16 protein-coding genes are annotated in these 24,013 nt (G+C 73.7%); 6 read left to right on the top strand and 10 right to left on the bottom strand.

Annotated features, from left to right (window positions below; all coding sequences use genetic code 11):
- Positions 1-75: 75 nt before the first annotated feature.
- The 5 genes from ACH4RG_RS15705 to ACH4RG_RS15685 all read left to right on the top strand — a co-directional run bounded on the left by ACH4RG_RS15705 (position 76) and on the right by ACH4RG_RS15685 (position 5,155).
- On the top strand, positions 76-537 hold the full coding sequence (locus ACH4RG_RS15705; RefSeq protein ID WP_398160634.1) for a single-stranded DNA-binding protein: 462 nt from the start codon (positions 76-78) through the stop codon (positions 535-537).
- A gap of 199 nt (positions 538-736) precedes the next feature.
- Entirely contained in the window at positions 737-2,224 is a 1,488-nt protein-coding gene (locus tag ACH4RG_RS15700) for a Cys-Gln thioester bond-forming surface protein (RefSeq protein ID WP_398539669.1), read from the top strand.
- A 125-nt stretch (positions 2,225-2,349) separates the two neighbouring features.
- Positions 2,350-4,014 (top strand): energy-dependent translational throttle protein EttA, encoded by a 1,665-nt coding sequence (ettA, locus tag ACH4RG_RS15695; RefSeq protein ID WP_397916903.1) that lies wholly within the window; start codon positions 2,350-2,352, stop codon positions 4,012-4,014.
- 5 nt (positions 4,015-4,019) lie between these two features.
- Positions 4,020-4,442: an acyl-CoA thioesterase gene (locus tag ACH4RG_RS15690; RefSeq protein ID WP_397916902.1), complete on the top strand. Its 423-nt coding sequence runs from the start codon at positions 4,020-4,022 to the stop codon at positions 4,440-4,442.
- Positions 4,439-5,155: a hypothetical protein gene (locus ACH4RG_RS15685; protein WP_397916901.1), complete on the top strand. Its 717-nt coding sequence runs from the start codon at positions 4,439-4,441 to the stop codon at positions 5,153-5,155. The genes ACH4RG_RS15690 and ACH4RG_RS15685 overlap by 4 nt, the downstream gene beginning before the upstream one ends.
- A 92-nt stretch (positions 5,156-5,247) precedes the next feature.
- On the opposite strand, the gene ACH4RG_RS15680 is transcribed toward ACH4RG_RS15685, so the two are convergent.
- The 4 genes from ACH4RG_RS15680 to ACH4RG_RS15665 all read right to left on the bottom strand — a co-directional run bounded on the left by ACH4RG_RS15680 (position 5,248) and on the right by ACH4RG_RS15665 (position 13,068).
- Complete coding sequence (locus tag ACH4RG_RS15680; RefSeq protein WP_397916900.1) at positions 5,248-6,252, bottom strand: ABC transporter ATP-binding protein; 1,005 nt, start codon at positions 6,250-6,252, stop codon at positions 5,248-5,250.
- Complete coding sequence (locus tag ACH4RG_RS15675; RefSeq protein ID WP_398539668.1) at positions 6,249-9,098, bottom strand: ABC transporter permease; 2,850 nt, start codon at positions 9,096-9,098, stop codon at positions 6,249-6,251. The genes ACH4RG_RS15680 and ACH4RG_RS15675 overlap by 4 nt, the downstream gene beginning before the upstream one ends.
- A gap of 1 nt (position 9,099) precedes the next feature.
- Positions 9,100-12,384 (bottom strand): FtsX-like permease family protein, encoded by a 3,285-nt coding sequence (locus tag ACH4RG_RS15670; protein ID WP_398539667.1) that lies wholly within the window; start codon positions 12,382-12,384, stop codon positions 9,100-9,102.
- 279 nt (positions 12,385-12,663) lie between these two features.
- On the bottom strand, positions 12,664-13,068 hold the full coding sequence (locus ACH4RG_RS15665) for a globin (protein ID WP_030586895.1): 405 nt from the start codon (positions 13,066-13,068) through the stop codon (positions 12,664-12,666).
- Between the two features lie 101 nt (positions 13,069-13,169).
- On the opposite strand from ACH4RG_RS15665, the gene ACH4RG_RS15660 reads away from it, so the two are divergent.
- Entirely contained in the window at positions 13,170-14,165 is a 996-nt protein-coding gene (locus ACH4RG_RS15660; RefSeq protein WP_398539666.1) for a methyltransferase domain-containing protein, read from the top strand.
- A gap of 24 nt (positions 14,166-14,189) precedes the next feature.
- Here the strand turns inward: ACH4RG_RS15660 and ACH4RG_RS15655 are convergent, their stop codons facing one another.
- The 6 genes from ACH4RG_RS15655 to ACH4RG_RS15630 form a co-directional block, all read right to left on the bottom strand.
- Positions 14,190-15,617, bottom strand: a complete 1,428-nt coding sequence (locus tag ACH4RG_RS15655; protein WP_398539665.1) for an FHA domain-containing protein — start codon at positions 15,615-15,617, stop codon at positions 14,190-14,192.
- Positions 15,618-15,748: 131 nt separating this feature from the next.
- Positions 15,749-17,110 (bottom strand): VWA domain-containing protein, encoded by a 1,362-nt coding sequence (locus ACH4RG_RS15650; RefSeq protein ID WP_397916895.1) that lies wholly within the window; start codon positions 17,108-17,110, stop codon positions 15,749-15,751.
- 89 nt (positions 17,111-17,199) lie between these two features.
- On the bottom strand, positions 17,200-18,624 hold the full coding sequence (locus tag ACH4RG_RS15645; RefSeq protein ID WP_397916894.1) for a PP2C family protein-serine/threonine phosphatase: 1,425 nt from the start codon (positions 18,622-18,624) through the stop codon (positions 17,200-17,202).
- A gap of 2 nt (positions 18,625-18,626) precedes the next feature.
- On the bottom strand, positions 18,627-21,473 hold the full coding sequence (locus ACH4RG_RS15640; protein WP_398539664.1) for a tetratricopeptide repeat protein: 2,847 nt from the start codon (positions 21,471-21,473) through the stop codon (positions 18,627-18,629).
- On the bottom strand, positions 21,470-22,852 hold the full coding sequence (locus tag ACH4RG_RS15635) for a hypothetical protein (protein ID WP_398160646.1): 1,383 nt from the start codon (positions 22,850-22,852) through the stop codon (positions 21,470-21,472). The genes ACH4RG_RS15640 and ACH4RG_RS15635 overlap by 4 nt, the downstream gene beginning before the upstream one ends.
- A 118-nt stretch (positions 22,853-22,970) precedes the next feature.
- Entirely contained in the window at positions 22,971-24,005 is a 1,035-nt protein-coding gene (locus tag ACH4RG_RS15630) for a glutamate ABC transporter substrate-binding protein (RefSeq protein WP_398539663.1), read from the bottom strand.
- Between the last annotated feature and the right edge of the window lie 8 nt (positions 24,006-24,013).

Raw genomic sequence — 24,013 nt, 5'->3', positions numbered from 1 at the left:
CCCGGAGAGATACGAGCGGTGCGATGCGGTACGAGCGGTGCGATCCGGTACGACAGGGGAAAGCGGGGGCGGGAAATGAACGAGACCTTGGTGACACTGGTGGGTAACGCCGCGACGGCGGTGGAGTTCCGCGAGACGGCCACCGGTGGAATGGCGCGATTCCGTTTCGCCGTGACTCCGCGGCGCTGGGACCGTGAGAAGCAGCTCTGGGCCGACGGCCGCACCAGCTTCTACACGGTCTGGTCCTGGCGGACGCTCGCCGCGAATCTGGCCGGTTCCGTTTCGGTCGGAGAACCTCTGGTCGTGCACGGCCGTTTGAAGGTCCGTGAGGAGGAACAGGCCGGTCAGCGAAGGACGTTCGTCGATGTCGAGGCCGTTGCCGTCGGCCACGACCTGAGCCGGGGAACGGCCGCCTTCCGCCGAGCGGCCAGAGCGGAACCCGTCCTGACGCAGCGTCCGGAAAGTGTCACGGACGGCGATGCGCACACGTCGCCGAAACAGCGGGAACACGTCGACGCAATGGCCGCGGTGTCCTGAAAATGCTGGTCGAAGACAAGCGCGACCTGCCGTCGCGCGATAACGATTCCGATTCGGAATGGTTGTGCAAGGGCAGTACGGGGGACTGCCCTTGCCCCGTTCTTTAGGATTCCCAGTGCTCACGGGTCACTTGGGTCTGCTGGCGAGGCATTCCCCACACGCGCACCATGCGCGAGGGCCTCGCCCGGAGGGGAATTCTGTGTTTTCTGCGTCTTCAGCGTCCGCCGCGTCGTCCGGTACGACAGCTGCGCCCCCCGGCCGCGGCGCCCGCCGCCCGGTCATCGCGCTGCTGCTCTCCGGTCTCGTCGCGGCTGCCGCGCTCGTCGGCGCCGGACCGGCGGCGGCCGACGACCCGGGCCGGCACCACGGCGGCGCGGCCGCGGTGCTCGACGGGCTGAAGACCTTCGACAGCGCCGTGCTCCGCGTCGCGGGGAAGGACGGTGCGCCCGCCCGGACCCAGGAGCTGCCCGCCGGACTGTTCGAGATGACCGTGGACGGCGGCGGCAAGCTCAAGACCTACTGCATCGACCTCCACAACCCCACCCAGGACCAGGCGAGGTATCTGGAGACACCCTGGGCCGAGACCTCGCTGAGCACCAACCGGAACGCGGGGAAGATCCGTTGGATCCTCCAGCACTCCTACCCCCAGGTCGACGATCTGGCCGCGCTCGCCGACCAGGCCGGCACCGGCCCGCTGACCGAGCGGACCGCCGCCGCCGGGACCCAGGTCGCCATCTGGCGCTACTCGGACAACGCTGACGTCACGGCGGCGGACAAGCAGGCGGAGAAGCTCGCCGACTGGCTGCACCGCAACGCGCGCAAGACGAAGGAGCCCCGGGCCTCACTGACCCTGGAGCCGGCCGCGGTCTCCGGCCGGGCCGGTGAACGGCTCGGCCCCGTGACCGTCCGCACCGCAGCGGACCAGGTCTCGGTGTCACCCCCGGTGGACGCGGCGGCCAGCGGCATCGCGGTCACGGACGAAAAGGGCGTCCCCGTCACCGCCGCGGCGGACGGAGACCGGCTCTACTTCGCCGTGCCGAAGGACACCGCCGACGGCACCGCCTCCCTGACCGTCCAGGCCACCACCTCCGTGCCGGTCGGCCGGGCCCTCGTCGGGACCGGCCGCACCCAGACCCAGATCCTGGCCGGCTCCAGCGAGTCCACGGTCTCCGCGCGGGCCGGCGCCACCTGGGCCGAGAAGGGCGCGGCCCCCGCGCTGAGCGCGCGGAAGAACTGCGCGGCGGGCGGCGTGGACATCACGGCCGCCAACCGGGGCGACGAGCCCTTCACCTTCGAGCTGGCCGGCACCGAGCACACCATCGCCGCCGGGGCCACCCGCACGGTGACGGTCCCCGTCGCCGAGGACCAGGCGTACGACTTCACCATCACCGGGCCCGGCGGGTTCGCCAGGACCTTCACGGGGGTGCTGGACTGCGCCACCAGCGGCAGCGTCCTGGACCGTGAGGGCGCGGGCCAGGCCGGCAACGACATCGGCACGCGAAGCGCCCAGCAGTCCGTCCCGGCCACGACCGGCTCCGTCGCCTCCGGGCCTGCGGGCGACCTCGCCGAGACCGGCGGCTCCAGCGCCACCCCGATGCTCGCCGCGGTCGCCATCGGACTGCTGGTCGTGGGCGGCGGCGCGGTCTTCCTCCTCCGCCGGAAGGCACCGCAGACCGGCGGTGAGTGACCGCCCGTACGCGGGAAGTGACGTCGTTCCCGTGTCGATCCCCGGACGGGTTTCCGTCCGGGGAGGGCTGTCAGGCAAGATGGGGTGTATCTGCCCACACCTCTATTGCTGCCGGACGGTTTCTCTTGGCTGAGTACATCTACACCATGCGCAAGACGCGCAAAGCGCACGGCGACAAGGTGATTCTCGATGACGTCAACCTGAACTTCCTGCCCGGCGCGAAGATCGGTGTCGTGGGGCCCAACGGCGCCGGTAAGTCCACGGTGCTGAAGATCATGGCGGGCCTGGAGCAGCCGTCCAACGGTGACGCCTTCATCTCGCCCGGTTTCAGCGTCGGCATCCTCATGCAGGAGCCGAAGCTGGACGAGGAGAAGACCGTCCTGGAGAACGTCCAGGACGGCGCCGCCGAGACCATGGGCAAGCTCAAGCGCTTCAACGAGGTCGCCGAGCTGATGGCGACCGACTACTCCGACGCGCTCATGGACGAGATGGGCAAGCTTCAGGAGGACCTGGACCACGCCAACGCGTGGGACCTGGACGCGCAGCTGGAGCAGGCCATGGACGCCCTGGGCTGCCCGCCCGGCGACTGGCCCGTCACCAACCTCTCCGGTGGCGAGAAGCGCCGCGTGGCGCTCTGCAAGCTGCTCATCGAGGCCCCGGACCTCCTCCTCCTCGACGAGCCCACCAACCACCTCGACGCCGAGTCGGTGAACTGGCTGGAGCAGCACCTCTCGAAGTACCCGGGTGCCGTCGTCGCCGTCACCCACGACCGGTACTTCCTGAACAACGTCGCCGAGTGGATCCTGGAGCTCGACCGCGGCCGCGCGATCCCCTACGAGGGCAACTACTCCACGTACCTGGAGCGCAAGGCCACCCGTCTCAAGGTCGAGGGCCGCAAGGACGAGAAGCGCCAGAAGCGGCTCAAGGAAGAGCTGGAGTGGGTCCGCTCCAACGCCAAGGGCCGCCAGACCAAGTCCAAGGCCCGACTCGCCCGGTACGAGGAGATGGCGGCCGAGGCGGACAAGATGCGGAAGCTGGACTTCGAGGAGATCCAGATTCCGCCGGGCCCGCGGCTCGGTTCCATCGTCGTCGAGGTCGAGAACCTCTCGAAGGCCTTCGGCGACAAGGTCCTCATCGACGATCTGTCCTTCACCCTGCCCCGTAACGGCATCGTCGGCATCATCGGTCCGAACGGCGCGGGCAAGACCACGCTGTTCAAGATGATCCAGGGCCTGGAGACGCCGGACAGCGGCGCCATCAAGGTCGGCGACACGGTCAAGATCTCCTACGTCGACCAGTCCCGCGCCAACATCGACCCGAAGAAGACCCTCTGGGCCGTCGTCTCGGACGAGCTGGACTACATCAACGTCGGCCAGGTCGAGATGCCCTCGCGCGCCTACGTCTCCGCGTTCGGCTTCAAGGGCCCGGACCAGCAGAAGCCGGCCGGCGTCCTGTCCGGTGGTGAGCGCAACCGCCTCAACCTGGCGCTGACGCTCAAGGAGGGCGGCAACCTGCTGCTCCTCGACGAGCCCACCAACGACCTCGACGTCGAGACGCTCTCCTCGCTGGAGAACGCCCTCCTGGAGTTCCCGGGCGCCGCTGTGGTCATCTCCCACGACCGCTGGTTCCTGGACCGCGTCGCCACGCACATCCTCGCCTACGAGGGTGACTCCAAGTGGTACTGGTTCGAGGGCAACTTCGAGTCGTACGAGAAGAACAAGATCGAGCGGCTCGGCGCGGACGCGGCCCGCCCGCACCGTGCCACGTACAAGAAGCTCACGCGAGGCTGATCGTCTTGGCTCGTCACGTCTACAGCTGCCCCCTGCGCTGGTCGGACATGGATGCCTTCGGCCACGTCAACAACGTGGTCTTCCTCCGCTACCTGGAGGAGGCGCGCATCGACTTCATGTTCCGGCTGGCGCCCGGGGACGGCTCGCCGTCGTTCGCGGGCGGGTCCGTCGTGGCCCGTCACGAGATCGACTACGTACGGCCGCTGGTCCACCGGCACGAGCCGGTGACCGTCGAGTCGTGGGTCACGAAGATAGGCGCCGCGTCCCTGACGATCGCCTATGAGATCAAGGACGCCGACCAGGTGTACGTGCGCGCCTCGACCGTCGTCGTGCCGTACGACCTGGCGGCGGAGCGGCCTCGGCGGATCTCCGCCGAGGAGAAGCTCTTCCTTCAGCAGTACCTGGCAGAGGAGCCCGCCGCGGCATGAGCGTGCCTGTGCAGTCGCTGCGGTTCGCCGACGCGAGGGAGGCGGCGGATCTCGCCGCCTTCCTCGGTCGGCTGCTCCACTACGACCGGGCCGCAGCGGTCCGGTTGCAGGCGGGCGGCGGCGACGCACTGGCCGTGTTCGGCCGCCCGCCCTCCTTCGAGGTCCTCGCCATCCGTGCCGCCCGCCTGGCCCGCCCCGAGACGCTCGACGTCACGGTGTCGGCCGGGGAACTGCTGGAAACGCTCGACGTTCCCGGCCCCGGCGGCCCCGCGGGGGCCCTGGAGCCGGGCGCCGGTGTGCTGCCCGCCCCGGTCACCGGGCCGCCCTGGACCGGTGTCCTGCCGCCCCGGGGGCCCTGGCGGGAGCAGCAGGGACTGCCAGGACCGGACGCCCTGCGCGCCGTGCTGGACGGAGCCGTCACCGAGTTCCGCACCCGGGACGAGGCCCTGCCCGAGGAGCGGCGCACCCGTGCGGAGCGTGACCGGATCGGCCGGGAGATCTGGTCCCGGCCGGTCGGGACCACGGATCTTCCGCTCCGGGCCGTCCACGCGGCCCAGTCCCTCGGATTCCTCCGGGCCGACCCGCGGTTCCCCCTCTCGCTGCTGTCCTCGGGCAGCTGGCTCCGGCTGCGGAGCCCGTACGGCTCGATCGCCCTGCGCCGCGCGGCGAGCGGCGAGCTCGGCGCCCTGCCCTTCACCGTCGGCACCCGCTGACCCGAAGGCTCCGCCCCCGAAGGCCCGCGCCCCCCGGACGCCCGCCGATCGACGCCACGGGCGCATGCCGTGTCGCCGCCGTGAGTACCGGCCTACTCGCCCCGCTTCTCCGGGGCCGCCCCGTGCGCGTCCGGCCAGACGCCGATGTGGTCCGGCTCCAGCTCCAGCAGCACCCGGTGCTCCATCCCCAGCGTCCGCGTGTAGTCCGCGGGCAGCTGGAGCCGCCCCGCCCGGTCGAGCATCGCGTACTCCCGGGCCACCTGCGACTCCTGGCCCGTCGCCGCGTCCACCTCCGTGCGGCGCAGCACCTCGGACGAGGTACGGCCGTCGCGGATGGCGACCGTACGCCGCACCTCGTTCGCGACCGCCTGGTCATGGGTGACGATCACGATCGAGGTGCCCAACTCCTCGTTGGCGCGCCGGAACGCGGCGAAGACCTGCTCCCCGGTGGCCGAGTCCAGCTCCCCGGTCGGCTCGTCCGCGAGCAGCACGGACGGGGAGTTGGCCAGCGCCACCGCGATGGCCACCCGCTGCTGCTGCCCGCCGGACAGCTGCTGGGGGCGCCGGTCGCGGCAGTCCGCGATGTCGAGCATGGTGAGCAATGACTCGGCGCGGGTGGCCCGTTCGCGCTTGCTCCCGCCACCGCGCAACTGCATGGGCAGGGTGATGTTCTGGATCGCGGTGAGATACGGGAGAAGGTTGCGGGCGGTCTGCTGCCAGACGAACCCGACCACGTCCCGGCGGTAGCGCAGCCGTTCCTTCGGGCCCATCGACAGCAGATCGCAGCCCGCGACCTTCGCCGACCCCGCCGTCGGCACGTCCAGGCCTGCCAGGATGTTCATCAGCGTCGACTTGCCGCTGCCCGACGCCCCCACCAGAGCCATCAACTCGCCCTCGGTGACCAGCAGATCGAGGCCCTGGAGGGCCTGCACCTCCACCCCGTCCGTGGTGAAGATCCGCACCACGCGGTCGCAGGCGATCAGCGCGTCGTGCCCGTAGGAAGGGCGGTCCCGGCGGGCCGCGGCCCGCTGTTCCAGCTCCGCCAGCGTCGTTTCGGCCGCGCGGGCCGTGCCGTCCGTCTCGGTGGACGAGGTCATCGGGAGTCTCCTGCCCTGAGTTCGGTGATCGATCCGCGGCGGCTCGCCCACCACGCCTGAACGCCCGCGACCGCGGCGGCGAGTGCCACGACCCCGGCGGCCGGCAGCCCCAGCGACCAGAGGTCGGTGCGCAGAGGGACGGGGCTCGTGTCCGATCCGGCGACGCCCGCGAGGGCCAGCGGCACCAGATCGACGCCGGGGGAGAGCAGGACGATGGTCGCCCAGCCGGTGAACAGCCCGCCGCCCGCCGCCAGCAGGGCCTGCGGCGTCGCCTCGAAGGCCAGCAGCCGCCTGCCCTGCCCGGTGGTGAGCCCCATCGTGCGCAGCCGTGCCAGCAGCGTCTTGCGCTCCGGCGCGGTCTGGAGCAGCGACAGCAGGACGGCCAGCAGCGCGTATCCGGCGCCCGCCGCGACGGCCGCGAGGTAGATCCGCTCGGCCCCCGCCTGCATCGGCGTGTTCACGTACCGCGCGCGCTCCTCGGAACGCAGGTGCGCGGCGTACTCCTTGCCGCCTCCCTCCACCGCCGCGTGCAGCTTCCCGGGATCCGGTGCGCCGGTGAGGAGCAGCGTGGTGGGCGCCCGCTGCTCCAGGGCTGCGGAGTTCACGATCAGGAAGTTCGTGGTGGAGAGCGAGGCGACGCGCGGGGCGGTCCCCACGACCTGGACCTTGAAGTTGCCGGACAGCGTGTCGAGCGCCTGCGGCTCCTCGCCCAGGCGGGCCGCCACCGCCGGGGAGGCGATGGCCGGCAGGACGCGGTCCTGGCCGGACTCCGTGCCCTCGGGCAGGGGGGCCGAGGGGCCGGCGGCCGTCAGCCGGGCGGCCGGGAAGGCCGGCAGCCCGGTCGCGCGGGCCAGCTCGGCGTACCGGGCGGGATCGACGCCCACCATGGCCGCTGCCGCCACGTCGCCGCTGCCGCCGGCCGTACCGGCACCCGTGCGCGTATCCGTACCGGCACCGTCGGCACCGGCCACGGCCTCCGGCAGGGCCACGCTGTGCTCGATCCGCAGCGGTGCCGCACCCCGTACGCCGTTGAGGTCGCGCACCGTGCGGACCAGCTCGTCGGGGAGCGTCGTCCGCTCGCCCACGCCGCTGACCCTGGCGTCCGCGCCGACGGTCGCCAGCGCCGCGTCGTCCCGCGCGTCCCCGATGCCGGCGATCACCGAGCCGCCGAACGCCGCCGTGGCCAGCGCCAGCAGCAGGGCCAGCAGCGGCAGCGCCCCGCCCGCCGAGGAACGGCCGGCGCGGGCCAGCGAGAGGAAGCCGATCGCCCCGCGCAGCCGGGCCATCGGGCGCGTCGCGAGCCGCAGGGGCAGCGGATAGAGGCGCACCAGCACCAGCGCCGCGATCAGCGCGACCAGCACCGGCGCGGCGCTGACCAGCAGGTCGGTGCCGCTGTCGGACGACGTACCGCGACGGCGCAGCGCCGTCACCGCGCCGATCGCCAGCACGAGCAGGGTCAGTTCGGCCACGGTCCGCCGGCGCGAGGGCCGGGCGCTCACCACGTCCTCGCGGGCCCCGTGCAGCATGGGCCGGATGTGCTGGAGCGTCGTCCGCAGCGGCAGGGCGACGCACACCAGGAGGCCGACGCCGGCGGCCGCCAGCGCTCCCGGCCACCACCGGCCCTCGCCCACGGCCAGCACCGCGAGCAGCAGCCCGAGCGCGCTCGCGGGCAGCACGGTCACCGCGGTCTCCGCCAGCAGCCGCCCGCCGATGCCGCGCAGCGAGCCGCCGCGCGAGCGCATCAGTGCCAGTTCGGCGCGGCGGCGGGCGGCGATCAGGGCGCCCGTCATCAGCAGCACGACGGCGGCCACGGAGCCGATGCCGAGGGCGGCGACCGCGATCACGGGGCTGATCGCGTCGCGCATCCGCGCGTTGGCCCCCACGATGTGGCCGAGTCCGGTGGCGAACGCCGCCGTCTCTCCGGCGGTCTCCCGCACCTTCAGGAGCCCGGGGCCGCTCTCCAGCGAGGCGATGACCTCCGTCAGCCGGGCGCCGTCGCGGCCGGTCAGCCCGGCCGGGTCGGGCGGGATCCGCCAGAAGAGGGCCGGCTCGGTGGCCGTGCTCAGGAGCACGGGACCGGCGTCCTCGGCCAGCAGGACGGTGCCGGTCCAGTAGTACACCGGGAAGGGGGCCTCTGGGTCCGGCACCAGGGACGGGGTGCGCAGCAGCGGATCGGAGGACCAGTAGCTGCCGCGCGGATCGCGCGGGGTCACGATGCCGGTGATCGTCACGGTGATGGGTTCCTGGGCCGCGGTGAGCAGCTCGACGGTCGCGCCGACCTTCACCTTCAGCTCGGCCGCCGTCTCCTCGGTGACCGCGCCCTGCACCTCACGGGAGTCCGACGTGACCTCCCGCGGCGTCGTCGGCCAGGCGCCCGAGGCCAGGGTGGCGTGGTCCTTCAGCCCCGACTGAGCCACGTAGGAGAGCTTCGGCGGAACCGCGTCGGGCCTCGGCAGCCAGGGCTCGTCCGCGAGGGCCGGCTTCGTGGTGCGCACCCCGTACGCGACCGACGACGTGTCGGCGCGCAGCGGTGCGGGCAGTGCCTTCAGGAGCCCGGCCCCGACCCGCCCCAGCTCGGGGCTCCGCACCTCGGCGTCCCGCTGCGCCTGCGGCAGTTCGAGACCGGGCTGCGGGCGGGCGACCTCCAGAACGCTGCGACCCGCGTCCGCCGTCCGGATGTCGTGGCGCAGCCCCTTCGTCTCGTACGCGTCCACGGCCCGCGGGAACGCCGCGGCGAGGAACGCCGTCACCAGCACCAGCACCGCGAGTGCCGTCGCCGCACCGGGCGCGGTACGCAGCCGGGTACGGATCCAGGGGGCGGTGGCCGCCCGGTTGTTGTGACGCATGTCAGTGGTCCCCCTGGTGGCGCAGTGTGACCGCCGGATCCCCGCGGCGGAGCGCCATCGCCGCGACGATCACGAGCGGCAGCGCGGCGACCCCGGCCAGCAGCGCGGCGACCTGCCCGGCGGGCAGCTCGACCAGCACCGCCGGAACGGGCCGGTCGGCCTGTCCGGTCAGCACGATGAGCGGAACGACCGCCCGGGTCAGTACCGTGCCGATGCCGAGCCCGATGAGCAGGGCGAGCGCGATCAGTACGCCCTGTTCGGCGGCGATCATGCGGGCCAGCTGGCGGCGCGGCGCGCCGAGCGCCCGCAACACGCCCAGCTCGGCGGAGCGTTCCCGCCGGGACCCGGAGGCGCTGACCGCGAAGCCGACCGCCGCGAGCGCGGCGGCGACCACCGCCACGGCCGGCAGCGCCGACTGCGGCCCCGCCCCCAGCGGATCGTCCGTCAGCCGCTGGGCGGCCTCCGCCCGGACCAGGACCTGGGCCGGATCGGTGTCCGGCAGGGCGCGCAGGGCGGCCGCCACCTTCGCGGCGTCGCCCGGGGCGGCGCTCAGCCACCATTCGGTCGCCTCGATCGTGGCGGTCGGCCGGTGGGCCAGGACCTCGGTGACGGCCTTGAGGTCCAGCAGCAGGGCGCCGCCGCTCGCCACCGGGTCCGGGGCGCCGGAGGACCCGTCGGCCCCGGTGGTCGGCAGTCGGCGCACCGCCTCCGCCAGGGTCACCCGGATGGTGTTCCCGGCCAGGGTGACGTCGATCTCGTCGCCCAGTTTCGCGTTGGTGCTCTTCAGATAGGCGTCCGTCACGACCGCTTTGACCGCGGCGGCCTTCGGCCGGGCGGCGGTGACCCGCAGGGTGCCGCTGGTCGGCTCCCAGTTCTCCTCGTTGTCGACACCGGTGTCGTACGTGAAGTCCGGCAGGCCCGACGCGCCGTTGCGCACCGGCGGCTTGCCCGGCCGGTCCTCGCCGTACTCGGTGAGCGTCATGGCCGCGTCCCAGCGCAGCGACTCCGGGGCCGGCACCGGGCGTTCGGGGCCCGACCCGGCGACCACCCGCACGTCGCTCACCGAGACCCGGTGCTCGCGCGCGTAGTCGGACGGCGCGGCGGCGTCCACCTCGATGCCGATCACGGCCAGACCGCCCGCCGCCGACACCGGGAAGGACACCGGGACCGGTCGGCCGTCCACCGGCACGGAACCGGCCAGAGCACGGTAGGGGAGACCGTAGCGGTCCTCCAGGAGCACGGTGACCACCGGCGGTTCCGGCTGCGGGGTGTCCCCGGAGGGCTTCGACACCGTGGTGATCCGCAGGTCCAGCCTCACCCGGGTGCTGTCCTCGGGGAGGACGAGCCCGGGGCGCGGGGCCCGCTCCGGGGCGATGGCCCCGAACAGCTCCCGCGGGCTTCCGCCGGCGAGGTCGGAGCGCATCAGCATCCGCTCGTCCGCGTGCGCGGTGTCCAGGGCGAGGACCTCCGCGGTGCGCCCGCCGGAGACCTCCACGTCCGCCCGGTAGGCGGGGGCCGCCTGCCGCACCCCCTCCAGGGCGCTGTACGAGCCTGCCGTCGCCGGACCGCTCCCCTGCCCGCCGACGAACCGGACCGAGGCGCCGGAGCCGAAGTCCGCCTGGTCGGACTGCGAGCGGTTCCAGGAGGCGCTCTGCCCGATCGCCAGCATGCCCATCGCGACCGACAGGACCAGCAGCAGCACCGGCCCCGCCCCGCGCAACGGGCGCCGGCTGAACTGCCAGCCCGCCAGGGCCGCGGGCAGCCCCCGGCCCCTCGCCGCGCGCCGCTCGGCGAGTTTCGCCGCCGGCGGCAGCAGGCGCAGCGTGAGGACGGTCCCGGCGAGCAGTGCCAGCGCGGGGGCGGCGACCAGCAGGGGGTCGATCCCGAGGTTGCCCGCCTGGTCGCCGCTGAGCGCCCCGCTGCCGGACTGCCGGTCCAACTGCCAGTACGCCACCGCCGCGATCAGGAGCAGCCCGAGGTCCGCGCCCGCCCGCACCGGCCCGGGCAGCGAAGCGGCCCGGGCCCTGCGCCCGCCGGCCCCGGCCGTCAGGGACGGAGCCACCACGGCCAGGGCGCAGGCCAGCGCGACGGCGGCGGAGACCAGCCACACGGTGCCGGTCGAGGTCTCCTGGACCTTCAGCCCGATCCGGGCCAGGGCGCTGCGCTCGGCCAGCAGCCCGGTCAGCGGGCCCGCGAGCAGGGGTGCGACCACCGCGGCGGGTACGGCGAGCAACAGTGCCTCGATCGCCGCGAACGAGGTGATCCGGCCCCGCGAACCGCCCCGGGCCCGCAGCAGTTCGCGCTCCCCGTCGCGCTCGCTGTTCAGCAGCCGGGCCACGAGCAGCAGGGCGTACGCGGCGAGCAGCACCAGTTGCACCGCGACGATCATCAGCGTGGAGCGGGAGACCAGCAGCGCCCGGTCGAGCTGGTCGAGCACGGTGGGCAGCGATGTCCTCGCGGTGACCCCGGAGGCGAACACCGGTGCGGCGGCAAGGGCCTTCGGGGCGCCGGCCGACGCCTCGCGCAGCCCCCTCATGGAGCCGGTGGTCAGCCCGGCGAAGTCGGCGGACGCCAGCCAGGACGTCTCGCCGTCGGCGAGTACACCGGAGGCGAGGACCGAGGGAGCGGTGAGCAGGGGGCCGTACGTCGTGAAGGCGAGCTTGCGCACCCCGCGCCCTCCCAGCGGGTCCAGCTGCCAGTACGGGTCGGACTGGTCGGCGGCCTCGTAGACGCCGGTGACCAGGACCCGCTGCTTCTTGTCGCGCAGCCGGTCGGTGATGGTGAGCCGCGCACCCGGCTTCAGCTTCAGCGCTTCGGCGGCGACGACGGGCAGCGCGACCTGGACGGGGCCCGCGCCGTCGGGGGCCGCGGGCGCCTTGCCCCCGGTGATCCGCACCCGGCTCGGGTCGAGGGCGGCGAAGTGGGTGAGGTCCGGCTCCTTGCCCCGCCGGGCAGCCGGGTCCTGGAGGCTCCGCGGCAGCGCGTACGACCCCGAACTCTCCAGCTTCCCCACGGTCACGGGCAGTCCGTCGTAAGCGTCGCGGGAGGCCTTGCGGACGGCGTCGTCGGCCTCCGCGCGCTGTTCGTGGTCCACGGACGCGGAGACGACGAGGGCGGCGGAGGCGGCCGACCCGTGGGTGAGCGAGTGGCGCAGGGCCGCGTCGCCCACGGAACCGGAGAACGCGCTGAGCGCCGCCAGGACGGAGGTGGTCAGCAGGACGGCCAGGACGGCCGCGGAGAGCAGGAGGCGATGAGCCCTCACCCGCAGAAGGACGAAACCCGTCACCTGATCCCCCAGCCCCGGAAACACCGTGCGTACGCCCCCCGGCGTACCGGTGATGCTTTCAGAGGCAACAGGGTTCTGGTAACCGCTTACAGGTACACCTTGATGCGATCGTGATCGTTATGCGGAGGTGAAGTGTCGAATTTCGGAGTTGCCCGGTCACGCATCGTGCACGTGCGATCAGTTGGTGCTGTGGATGGTGATCGGTCGGCGGTGCTGACCACCGGGTGATCGGTCGGCGGCGCTGGCCATGCGGTGATCAGGCGGTGCTGACCACGGTGATCAGTCGGCGGTGTTGACCATCGAGGCGGCGGCGTAGGTCAGGTAGTCCCACAGCTGCCGCTCGTGCTCGGGCGCGAGCCCCAGCTCGTCCAGCGCGACCCGCATATGGGCGAGCCAGGCGTCGTGCGCCGCCCGGTCCACCCGGAACGGCGCGTGCCGCATCCGCAGCCGCGGGTGGCCCCGGCGGTCGCTGTAGGTACGCGGGCCACCCCAGTACTGCATCAAGAACAGCGCGAACCGCTCCTCGGCCGGGCCCAGATCCTCCTCCGGATACATCGGCCGCAGCAGCTCGTCGCCCGCCACGCCCTCGTAGAACCGATGGACCAGGCGCCGGAAGGTCGCCTCGCCGCCGACCTGCTCGTAGAAGGTCTGCTCCTGAAGCGTGTCGCGCGGAATCTCAGTCACCCGTCCATGGTCGCAGACGCGCCGACCGAGGACGGGGGTCCTAGGACCAAGGGCCGAAAAGCCCGCTCGCCCGCACGGCCCCGGCGCAGGACAGTGGAGACATGAGTGCACACCGGCAAGGCTCCTCCTCGCCCGACGCCGACGCCGACGCGGCGCGGGAAGCTCTCGTGCGGGAACTCGTCGCGCGGGGCGAGCTCACCGACCCCGCCTGGCGCACGGCCTTCGCCGAGGTGCCCCGCCATCTGTTCGTGCCGTTCTACTACGTGCACGGAATCCGGGGCTTCGAGCGCCTCTGGGGCGAGGACCCCGACCCCGGACGGCGCTCCCGCTGGCTGCGCGGGGTGTACGCGGACGGGGCGCTGGCCACCCGCCTCAAGGACGGCGAACTCGTCTCGTCCTCCAGCCAGCCGTCCCTGATGGCCCTGATGCTCGACGCCCTCGACGTACGGGACGGACACACGGTCCTGGAGATCGGCACCGGCCCCGGCTACAACGCGGCGCTCCTCGCCCACCGGCTCGGTGCCTCCGCGGTGACCAGCGTCGACCTGGACCCGGAGATCACGGAGTCGGCCCGGCGCCACCTCGCCGCGGCCGGGTACCACCCGACGGTGGTCACCGGCGACGGGGCCCGTGGCTGCCCGCGGCGCGCCCCGTACGACCGGATCATCGCGACGTGCACCCTGCCCTCCGTACCGGCGACCTGGCCGGAGCAGTGCCGTCCGGGCGCGCGCATCCTCGCGCCGCTCGCCACCGGCCTGGTCCTGCTCCAGGTCCGCGCGACGGAGCACGGTCCGTGCGCCGAGGGGAACTTCCTGCACACCCCGGCGTACTTCGTGCCGCTGCGCGGCGCGCTCCCGGGCCCCGGCGTGCCGCCGCACCCGGGCGGGCTGCCGCGCCGGGTCGCCGGGGACGACCTGTTCCGGTTCCTCCTGACCCTGACCGCGGGCATCCTCGATCCGCACGAGGCACTCTCGCTCTGGGAGCGCGAGGAGCGCCCGGGGCGGGAGAGGTACGGCATCACGGTCGGCCAGGGCCGGCAATGGGCCTGGCTCGACGACCCGCAGGGCCCGTACACCTGGCCGCTCGCCGCCGGGTGAGGCGTCGCGCGTCGGCCGGTCCGGTCAGTCCCGGCGCACCGTGATCGTCGTCCAGGCCCCGACGTGTACCTGGTCGCCGTCCTGGAGCGGTACGGGGACGTAGGGCTGGATCGGGTCCTCGGCGCCGTTCAGCGTGGTGCCGTTGGTGGAGTTCTGGTCCACGACCGCCCAGCTGCCGTCGGGCTGCTGCACCAGCACCGCGTGCTGGTGCGAGACGCCCGGGTCCTCCGGGGGCACCGACAGATCGACGTCGGGGGATTCGCCGGTGCTGTGCCGGCGACGCCCGATGGTGATCTGGCTCCCGGTGAGCGGAAGCCGCTGCTCCGGGGAGTACGCGGGCAGGTTCAGCCCGGTCGCCTCGGGGCCGCTGCGCTGCATCATCGCGAGGAAGTACGCGCGGTCGGGAGCGATCACGGCGGTCCAGGAGGTGGACTGCTGGGACCGGCCCTGACCAGGCACCCCGCCGTGCTGCTGACCCTGGTCGTAGCCATGGTCCTGGCCGTGCTGCGGACCGTGGCCCTGCTGGCCCTGCTGGCCCTGCTGGTCGTATCCCTGGTCCTGGCCCTGCCCCTGGTCCTGTCCGTGGGGCCCTCCTTGGTGAGGGCCGGGCTGCTGGAACGCCTGTGGTGGCTGCGGCTGCTGCGGCTGCTGCTGGGCCTGGGAGGGCGGCGGCAGCAGCCAGTCATCCCCGCCCGCGGTGGGCCCCGGCGACTGCTGCTGTTGCGGCGGCGCGAAGGGCGAGGCCTGCTGGGGCTCGAACGGCGAGGGAGCCGACTGCTGCGGGTCGAACGGCGAGAGTCCGGACTGCTGCGGCGGAGGGCCCTGCTGGAACGAGGGCGGCGGCGGGGGCGCCTGCTGGAACGCATGCGACGGAGGCCCGCCCTGGCCGCCGTTCCCGTGCGGACCGCCGTTCCCGTGCGGACCGCTCTGCTCGGGGGCGAGCGGCTCGGCGGGACGGTTCATCTGCGAGGGGCGCGAGCCCTGGTAGTCGAACGGGTCGCGCGGCTGGGGAGCGCCGGGCGGACCGCCCTGGCCACCAGGGGCGCCGGGGCCACCGGGGCCGGGCCGGCCACCGGGTCCGCCGGAGCCGGGCCCCTGGGACTGGAATCCGGGCGGCAGGTTGAGGCCGGGCGGAGGGCCGCCGGGAGTGCCGTGCTGCGGGGCCAGCGGGGTGTAGGAGGTCGCCGTGTTGGTGAGGAAGTTCCAGCGGCACTCCTCACAGTACGGCGCCATCGCCTCACGCGGCGTGCGGCACTGCGGGCACAGCTCCGCCTGCATGGTGGGCGAGCCACCGCCGGAACCCTGCTGCGGGTAGCCGTAACCGGGCGCGGGCGGCGGAGGAGGCGGCGGGGGCACCGCGCCCGCGGGCGCACCGCCGGTGGCCATGCGGTGTCCGCAGACCTCGCACCAGTCCTCGGAACCCGACTGGTGTCCGTTCGGGCAGGTCGGCATGTCGGCGCTTCCCCCTCTCCTCTTCCGGCCCCGGAGGCCGTCATGCTGTCGATCGTGGGCGTCCTTGCCCAACGCATACGTAGGGTTGCTCTGTGCTCACGGCCCGGTGGTCGTCCGATGACCGTGCCGTGCTACTTCTTGACGCGAACGGTCTTGGTGGAGCGCGTTTCGAGGGTCATCTCGTCCGCTTCCGCAACCTTCGCCTTCAGTCGCACAGTACCTGTCGCGGCATCGACGACGTCGACCACCTTCGAAAGCAGTTTCGCAGTGTCCTGGTTCCCGGACGCCGACGCCAGCTGCACCGCACGGCCCAGTTTCGCCGTCGCGCCGTCGAAGTCGCCCGACTTGCGTGCGTCCAGGCCCTGCTGGATGACTTGTGCCAGTTCCGCCTGACCCGTGTAGTGCGCGACCTGCGGATTGATCGAGGTCGAGGCCACCATGTCGTCCGTCCACACGGCCCGTACGAGGCCCTGCGACAGCGTCTGCGGAGCGCCCGCGCCCGAGGGGTCGGGCAGGATCAGCGAGACCCTGGCGGCCAGCATCTCCTGGCCGATCCCGGCCTCCGGCACCAGGACGCACACGTGGTAGTCGCGGGACTCGTCGCCCCAGGAACCGGTCGGGTAGTCCCCGGCCCGGGGACCTGCCTCGGTCCGCCGCCCGGTCAGATCCGCGACCGTGGGCGCGACCTGCTTCACGAACCGGATCTCCACCCCCACCGGCGTCCAGAGCCGCAGCGCCACGTCCGCGACCTCCTTGCCCATGGCGTTCTCCATCATCCGCGTGAAGTCCGCGGCCAGGCCCGCCGGGTCGGCGACGATGTCGGCCGTGCCGAGGAGGGCGGCGGCGATGCCGGTGACCTCCTTCACCTCCCAGTCGGTGCCCACTCCCCGGGCGTCGCAGGTGAACCGGCCCGCGCAGGAGTCCAGGGCCGCCCGCAGGTCCTCGGGCGCCTCGTGCTCGTTGCGGCCGTCGGTCAGCAGGATGCCGTGCCGGATATCCACCTCGGCCGCGCCCAGCAGCCGGTCGGCCAGCCGCAGCCAGGTGCCGATCGCGGTGCCCCCGCCCGCGCTCAGCTTCCGCAGGGCGTCCTTGGCCTCGGCCTTCGTCTGCTGGTCGGCGACCGCGAGCCGCCCGTTGCCCGGATAGACGTCCTTGGCCACATGCGTCCCGGCGACCACCGCGAACCGGGTGCCCTCGCGCAGGGCGTCGATGGCCGCAGCCGTCGCGTCGCGCGCGTTGCGCATCTTCGTCGGCGGGTAGTCCATCGAGCCCGAGCAGTCGACCATCAGCACCACGGCCGCGTCGGGACCCTGCCCGGGCCCGTACGCGGCCACCGGCGCCGAACCCGCCAGTGGTATGCCGCCGGTGGTGCCACCGCCGGTCGAGGTCACGGTGACGATCGCGTTGACCTCACGGCCGCCCTCGGGCAGGAACGCGTTCTGGTACACCTCGACGGAGAACTGCGGCACGTTCGACTTGGAGAAGTTGGCCATCTGGTCGGCTCCTTGAGGCTCCACAGGGAATCAGGTGAAGGGGGACACGGGCGGCTGACACGGGGTCGGGGCGAGGACGGAGAACCGGCTCAAACGGTGTCGCACGCCGATCCTGCCCCCTGCGGCACTACGGCGAACGGCAGAAGCGCCACTGTTACGTTGTCGTGGCCCCCGCCGTCGAGAGCGTGTCCGACGAGCGTCCGGGCCGCGCGCAACGGCTGTTCCCGGGCGTCGGCCGGGACGGCGGCGGCCATCTCCTCGGCGGATTCCGCGTAGTTCCACAGGCCGTCCGTGCACACGACGACCAGGCCCGGCCGGTCCGGCTTGAACGCGGCGGTGTGCGGCTCCAGTTCGTACGCGTCGGCGCCGAGCCAGCCCGTGATGGCGTGGGCGCGCTCGTCGGCGTACGCCTCCGCCTCGTTCATCAGGCCGGCCGCCACCATCTGCGCGGCCCAGGAGTCGTCCTCGGTGAGCCGGGCGGTCGGCCGGGTCCGGTCCTCCGGCACCCAGTAGACCCGGCTGTCGCCGACCCAGCCGACGATCAGCAGACCGCCCGCCATGATCGCGCCGACCAGGGTGCAGGCCGGGGCGTTCTGGTGGCGGTGCGTGTCGTGCTCCCTCGCCCCGGCCGGTTCCTGCGCCAGGGCGTTGACCGCCTCGGACGCGGCGACGATCGCCTCGTGCATCGCCGTCTGCGGATGCGTACCGCGCGGCAGGGACTCCAGCAGTGCCTCGTTGGCGGCGCTCGCGGCGGCGGCCGAGGCCTCGTCGGGACGGCTCGCCGAGGAGACGCCGTCGCAGACGATCGCGACGACGGCGGGCGAGCCGTCCGGCAGCGCGGTGGAGGACACCGCGAAGGAGTCCTCGTTGCGGTGGTGGCGCAGGCCCCGGTCGCTGACGGCGGCCACCGCGTCGAGCTCCTGCTCCATGTGGTCGCGCTCGCGGGGCTGGGCGTGCCCGCAGTTCTCGCAGTAGCCGTCGGGGTCCACCCGTCCGGAGCGGCAGGCCACACAGACCTTCGCCCCGGGGGCGGGAGCTGCGGCGGGAGCGGCGGCGTGTTCCGCCGCCCGGGGATCGGGCGCGGCCAGCGCGAAGTCACCGGAGGCCTCCGCACCGCCCGGGTCCGCCCGGTCGTCGTGACGCACCTGGACGGCCGCCGCCTCCGGCCCGCCCGCCCGCACCGGCTCGGGCGGGGACGCCGCGCCCCGCCCGGACACCGTGTCCGACTCCGTCAGGGGTCTGCCGCCGGAGTCCGTCCCGGGCACGTCCGCCGGGCGGACCACGGGCGCGGGCACGTCCGAGCTGTCGGTCTCCTCGGCGGCGGGCCACCGCACCGCACCGGCCGCCGGAGCCGCCGGAGGCACGGTGATGGCCATCGTGGGCCGGTCGTCGGGGCGCGCCGGAACGGCTGAGAGGTCGTAGCCGCACACCCCGCAGAACAGATCGCCCGCAGCCGGCGGTTCCTCGCAGCCCGGGCACTTCGACAGGGCGGGCTGCTGGTGGCTCTGTGACATCTTCACACCCACGTCCGGGGGCGGAAACGGTTGGCCCGCTCCACCAGTTCGATCCTCTCGTGGCCCCGCTGCGCGAGCCGGGCGAGCATCCGGTACGAGCGTTCCAGCCCGAACCGCAGCCCCCGCTCGTTCAGTTCGGCGCCGAGCAGCTTGCCTGCCCCGGAGGAACCGGCGGCCGGTCCGCCCAGCCCCGGCACACCGGGACTACCGGAGAGTACCCAGTCGAGCGCCTTGCCCAGTACCTCGGTCGACAGCTGCTCGTGACGCACCGGGTCCAGACCGAAGGCGGCCAGCGCCGCCACCTGGACGCCGGCGGCCGTCAGGTCGGCCAGCAGCGGCTCCCGGTGCGAGCGCTCGCGCAGCCGTGCCCGGACGGCGGCGACCCGGGCCGCCGTGTAGTGGATCGAGGCCTCCGGCACCGACTCCAGGGTGCTCACCGCACCGGCCCGCTCACCGGCGGCGATCCGCACCCGGGCCAGGCCGAACGCGGCGCTGACGAACCCCGGGTCGGTCGCCCACACCAGGCGGTAGTACTCGGCGGCGTTGTCCAGCTGGCCCAGCACCTCCGCACAGATCCCGAGCGCCAGCTTGGGCGCCATCTCCCCGGGGAACGCGTCGTAGACCGCGTCGAAGGAGAGCGCCGCCGACTCGTGGTCACCGGTGACCAGCGAGGTGACGCCCCGATACCAGACGACCCGCCAGTCGTCCGGGTGTTCACCCTCCAGAGTGGTCAGCGCACGGGCGGCCGCGTCCAGCTCCCGCATCTCCAGCCGGGCCCGCAGCTCCCGCAGGCGGGTCTCCAGCGAGGGGGCCGGCACCGTGCGCAGGGCGGTGATCAGCTCGGCCGGGGCGGAGGCCATGAGACCGGCGAGGAAACCGGCGTTCGGGTCCATCGCGTCGACCCGGGGGACCGGCAGCGCCAGTGCCGTGGCCCGTGTGTCGAACAGGGCGAGCAGGACGCCACCGGAGGTCGCCCCGAAGGGGCCGTACGGTCCGGTCGCGACGTACGGCCCGGCCGAGGCGCCCGGGGCCGGCTCGGCCGCCCGGGGCGCCGGGACCGGAGCCTGCGCCGGGGGAGCGGACGCGAGCGGGGCGCCGCCCTGCGCCGAGCCCCGGACATGGGTCGGCGGCGCCGCCAGCGGAGAGGCCCCCGCCGGACCCGGCGGGTGGGCCCCCGCGGGGCCGGGCGGCTGGGCTCCCACCGGCAGCGCCCCGGCCACCGCGGACGTCACGGCCCCCGGCGCGACCGGAGCCGCGCCGCCGTGGGGCTGCCACGTGCCGCCCTGCGCCGGAACTCCGGACGGCGGGCTGCCGCGGCCCTTGCGGCCGCCCCGGAGCCCGCCACGCCCGGAGCCGGTCTCCCGGCCGCCCAGACGAGAGACGTCGTCCGTCTGCCGGGCGAACAACTCGGTGTCGGTCACGCGCAGTTCCGCACCGAACAGCGTCGACAGGGCGGGACGCGGCCGGCCCGTCTGGAGCGCCACGACCTCCCGCAGCACCCCCGTCAGCTGCTCGGCCATCTCCGCGGCGGAGGCGAACCGGCGGGCCGGGTCCGGGTCCGTGGCGCGCACCAGCAGCCGGTAGAACGACTCGTAGGCGCGGAACACCTCGATGTTGTCCGGGTCCGGCAGCGAGTCCACGAAGACGTTCGTGTACCCCTGGAAGTCGAAGGTGAGGACCGCCAGCGTCCGGGCCACCGTGTACAGGTCGGAGGCGACCGACGGGCCCACTTCCGCGACCTCCGGGGCCTGGTAGCCGACCGTGCCGTAGATGGCCGACTCCTCGTCGTCCATCCGGCGCACCGCGCCCATGTCGATCAGCTTGAGCTGGTCCTCGGTCTGGATCGCGTTGTCGACCTTGAAGTCGCAGTAGAGGAGGTTGCGGCTGTGCAGGTGGCCGAGCGCCTCCAGCGCCTCGATCCCGTACGCGCAGGCCTGCTCGACCGGCAGCGGGTCGCGCTTCCCGGCCGGGGTGCGGCGCTCGTTGGCGATCTCCTTGAGCGCCTTGCCGCCGACGTACTCCATCACGATGTAGCCGTCGAGCGAGCCGGTCCGCTGGTCCAGGTGCTCGACGAAGTTGTAGATCCGGACGATGTTGGAGTGCTCGATCTCGGCGAGGAAGCGGCGCTCGGAGATCGCGGCGGCCATCGCGTCCTGGTCGCCGGTGTCCAACAGACCCTTGAGGACCACCCAGCGGTCCGACACGGCCCGGTCCACCGCCAGATAGACCCAGCCGAGCCCGCCGTGCGCCAGGCAGCCCACGACCTCGTACTGGCCGTGCACGATGTCGCCGCCGGTCAGCTTCGGCACGAAGGAGTACGGGTGGCCGCACTTGGTGCAGAACCCCTCGGTGCGTCCCGGACGCTCACCGCGCGAACGGCCCACCGGCGCACCGCAGTCCGAACGGGAGCAGAACCGCTTGCGCTCGGGCACCTCCGGGTTCTCCATCACCGCCGTGCGCGGATCGGGCCGGGGCACGTCCGGGATGTCCACCAGTCCGACGCCGAGCCGCCCCCGGGCCGAGGCCGCCGACGTCGAGCCGGAGGAACGCACCGAGACCGAACGGGAGGTGGACGCTCCGGACAGGGAGCGCGACAGCCGGCCGGAGACCGAGCGGCGCGAGGTCGACGAACGGGACGAGGCGCGTCCGGAGGCGCGGGAGCCGGACCGCGCCGACGAGCTGTCCCGGCTGCTCACCCGGCCGCCCCCGGCGATCCCGGTCGGCGGCGAGGAGACCATGCCCGTCGGTGAGACGACCGGGGCCAGCCCGCAGGTGTCGCAGTACAGCTCACCGCCGCCCATGTCCTCGTAGTTCCCCTCGCACGCGGGGCGCTGGCACTGCGTACTCATCGTGTCTCCCCCTCTTCGCCGGTGCCGGTGCCGGTGCCGGGGCCGGCACCCGTGGACCGCCGGTCCTGCGGTCCGTCGGGCCGGCTCGGCGTCAGCATCTCCGCGACCGCGTGCTGGTAGCGCAGGACGGCCTGCTCGGCGACCCGCAGATCGCACGGCGCGCTCCACAGCATGCGCCGCGCCGCGTCGTACCGCTCGATCAGCACCGGATCCTCCGCCAGGCCGTGCCGGGCCACCTTCGCCTTGTACGCGTCGAGCCGGCCGCGCAGCTCCGCGCGGACCGCCAGCGGGGCCGTCACCGAGGTCAGCGACTCCCGGGCGCGCAGCAGCTCGTCCTCGGCCTCCTGCTCCAGCGACTCCAGCAGCGGCGACAGCCGGTGCCACTGGGCGTACCTGCGGTGGTCCGACGCCGCCGCCAGCCGCTCCTGGAGGGCGGTCGGGGGGCCGCTGACCGCGGGCACCTCGGAGGCGGCGATCTTGGCCAGTACCTCGCCGCGCGCCGCCCTCGCCTCCGTCAGGGTGCGGTCGGCCCGCGAGAGCACGTCCCGCAGCCGCACCAGCCGCGCCTCGGCGTCCTGCCGGACCGCGAGCACCGCCTCGATCTCCCGCCGTACGTCCTCCAGGGCGCGGGCCGCCCGGTCGTAGCGCGAGGTGTCGGGCCGGCCGCCGCCCGGCGCGGCGCTGCCGGGCCCCGGCAGCCAGAACGCCAGCGGGTCGGAGATGACCTGCACCCGCAGGGTGGCCAGCTCCTCGGTGATCTCCGCCAGGTCGTCCCCGGCCGGATGCTCACCGGGCCGCACTCCCACGGAGTGCGCCAGCGAACGCGTCCGGTGCAGCTCGGCGGCGAGCAGATCGATCCGGGCGGGCAGCGCCGACCACACGGAGTCGGCGGAGACGACCATGTCCAGGGACCTGGCGTACAGCTCGTTCATCCGGGCGACCAGCTCCTGGAGGGAGAACCGCTCGGAGAGCCTGGCCGGGCCCGCGACCGAAGGCGGCGGCACGGCCCCCTGGTTGGCGACGGTGACGGCCTCGCCGCGCAGCAGTCCGGTCAGCGCGGTGAGGTCCTCCCGGTTCGGATGGCGCCGCCGCGCACGGATCTCCCGGGCCTCGGACAGCGCGCCGGCGTACGCGTCGAAATAGCCCCACAGCAGGGTGATCGACTGCTCGGTCACGGCCCAGCGCTCCCGGGTGACGCCGGTCAGCTCGGCGCCCTCCAGCAGCCGGCGGCCGGCATGGTCCTGGAGCGCGAGGAGCGAGGTCTCGATGGCCTCGTGCTCCGCACCGAGCCGGGCCAGCGCACGGTCCGCCTCCTCCCGGTCCATGACCGGGCCGGGGGGCCTCCCCGTGAAGCCGGGGAAGGATCCCGCGACGCCCATCGATCACCTCTCCGCTCTCCCCGCCGGGCCGGTGGGCCCGGCGGGATCGGTCTGTCTCGGTCTGCCGGCCCTGTCCCGGTCTGCTCGCGCCGGTCCGTGCGCGGGGGTGCGCCCCGGGTCAGTCGCCGCGGTACTTGGGCGCGGGCGGGCCCGCTATGCCGGGCAGTCCGGCCGCCAGCCACTTGCGGTACGACGTCATCCACGGGCTGCTGTCACCGCCCGCCCGGTAGTCGACGAGGACCTTGTTCACCCGGGCCACCAGATCGTCGGCGCCCTTCTTCGTCGCCACGCCGTAGTACTCCGTGGTGAACGGGGCCTTCCCCTTGAGCTCCACCGCCGGGTCCTGCGCCGCCTGACCGGCCGCCAGGGCGTTGTCCGTGACGATCGCGTCGACCTCGCCGAGCTGGAGCCGCACCAGGCAGTCCAGCTGGTTGGGCACGGTCAGCAGGTCCCGGTCGCGCTCGGTGCCGTCGAAGTCGTCCTTGTAGAGCGCGCCGAACGACTTCCTCTCCAGCGCCTCGTACGCCGTGGAGCCCTCGGCCGAGCAGACCCGCTTGCCCTTCAGCGACGCGTCGTAGCCGGTGATCGTCGACCCCTTCGGGGCGAGCACCTGCTGCCCGGCCTGGAAGTAGGCGGTGGAGAAGGAGACCTGCTCCAGCCGCTTGCAGTTGATCGTCATCGTCCGCACGACGACGTCGACCCGGTCGTTCTCCAGGGCGGCGATGCGCTGGTTGGTGGGGATCGCGCGGAAGATCACCGCGTCCGGGTCGCCCAGGACGTCCTTGGCGATGGCCCGCACCAGATCGATGTCGAACCCTTCCAGCTCCCGGGCCTCCGGATTGCGGTAGCCCCAGCGGAAGCTGTTCTGGTCGACGCCCGCGATCAGCTTGCCGCGCTCCTTGATCTTCTCGATGCTGGGGCCGTCGGCGCTCGACGCGGGCAGGCTCGCCTCCGGCTCGGTGCACTCCTCGGCCCGTGCCTGCTCGGCCGTCACGGCTCCGCCCGGGGCGTCCGCCCCGTCCGCCCCGCCCCCGTGGTGGGCCAGCGGCAGCAGGGTGACCGCCGCGGTGACCGCGCACGCCGCCGCCATCCCCGCCACGCCGCCCCAGCCGCGCAGGCCGCCGCGTGCGGATCGCTCCTTCGCCCTGCGCATCGCTGCCC

Origin of the sequence: Streptomyces sp. NPDC021019 (genome assembly GCF_044333295.1) — a bacterium.
Lineage (GTDB): Bacteria > Actinomycetota > Actinomycetes > Streptomycetales > Streptomycetaceae > Streptomyces.
The sequence above is the reverse complement of the archived record's forward strand: the minus strand, read 5'-3'. Positions and strand labels throughout refer to the sequence as shown.

Coding starts and splice junctions, on each gene's coding strand:
- ACH4RG_RS15635 (WP_398160646.1), bottom strand. CDS start 22,852: ATGGGCGTCGCGGGATCCTTCCCCGGCTTCACGGGGAGGCCCCCCGGC.
- ACH4RG_RS15680 (WP_397916900.1), bottom strand. CDS start 6,252: ATGACCTCGTCCACCGAGACGGACGGCACGGCCCGCGCGGCCGAAACG.
- ACH4RG_RS15675 (WP_398539668.1), bottom strand. CDS start 9,098: ATGCGTCACAACAACCGGGCGGCCACCGCCCCCTGGATCCGTACCCGG.
- ACH4RG_RS15650 (WP_397916895.1), bottom strand. CDS start 17,110: ATGGCCAACTTCTCCAAGTCGAACGTGCCGCAGTTCTCCGTCGAGGTG.
- ACH4RG_RS15685 (WP_397916901.1), top strand. CDS start 4,439: ATGAGCGTGCCTGTGCAGTCGCTGCGGTTCGCCGACGCGAGGGAGGCG.
- ACH4RG_RS15630 (WP_398539663.1), bottom strand. CDS start 24,005: ATGCGCAGGGCGAAGGAGCGATCCGCACGCGGCGGCCTGCGCGGCTGG.
- ACH4RG_RS15660 (WP_398539666.1), top strand. CDS start 13,170: ATGAGTGCACACCGGCAAGGCTCCTCCTCGCCCGACGCCGACGCCGAC.
- ACH4RG_RS15640 (WP_398539664.1), bottom strand. CDS start 21,473: ATGAGTACGCAGTGCCAGCGCCCCGCGTGCGAGGGGAACTACGAGGAC.
- ACH4RG_RS15705 (WP_398160634.1), top strand. CDS start 76: ATGAACGAGACCTTGGTGACACTGGTGGGTAACGCCGCGACGGCGGTG.
- ACH4RG_RS15645 (WP_397916894.1), bottom strand. CDS start 18,624: ATGTCACAGAGCCACCAGCAGCCCGCCCTGTCGAAGTGCCCGGGCTGC.
- ACH4RG_RS15655 (WP_398539665.1), bottom strand. CDS start 15,617: ATGCCGACCTGCCCGAACGGACACCAGTCGGGTTCCGAGGACTGGTGC.